At 63.1% G+C, this 255-nt stretch carries 1 protein-coding gene; it reads left to right on the top strand.

Annotated elements, in window-relative coordinates:
* Positions 1 to 47: 47 nt before the first annotated feature.
* Positions 48 to 255: SPRY domain-containing protein (locus IEQ44_RS16195; protein ID WP_193639452.1), on the top strand; the 208-nt coding region annotated here is incomplete at its 3' end.

The following is a 255-nucleotide window of genomic DNA, read 5'->3' as shown; positions in this document are numbered from 1 at the left end:
ATGAATCCATCTATATATAAATATCAATCCTCTTGTGTCCACTGCATGTGCGGTCAGACGCGTGCTACGTGACCCTGGACCGCAACAGCGCCAGCACGGAGCTGCAGGTGTCGGAGGACGGCAGGCGGGCGGTCCGCCAGTGGAGGGACCACCCGTACCCGGCCCACACAGAGAGGTTCCAGCGCTGCCCCCAGGTGCTCTGCAGGGAGGGGCTGTGGCTGGAGCGCTTCTACTGGGAGGTGGAGTGGAGCGGAG

The sequence above is a fragment of the Nocardioides malaquae genome (genome assembly GCF_015070385.1).
In the GTDB taxonomy this organism is placed as follows: domain Bacteria; phylum Actinomycetota; class Actinomycetes; order Propionibacteriales; family Nocardioidaceae; genus Nocardioides; species Nocardioides malaquae.
Note: the sequence above shows the minus strand (reverse complement) of the source record. Positions and strands in the feature narration are given on the sequence as shown.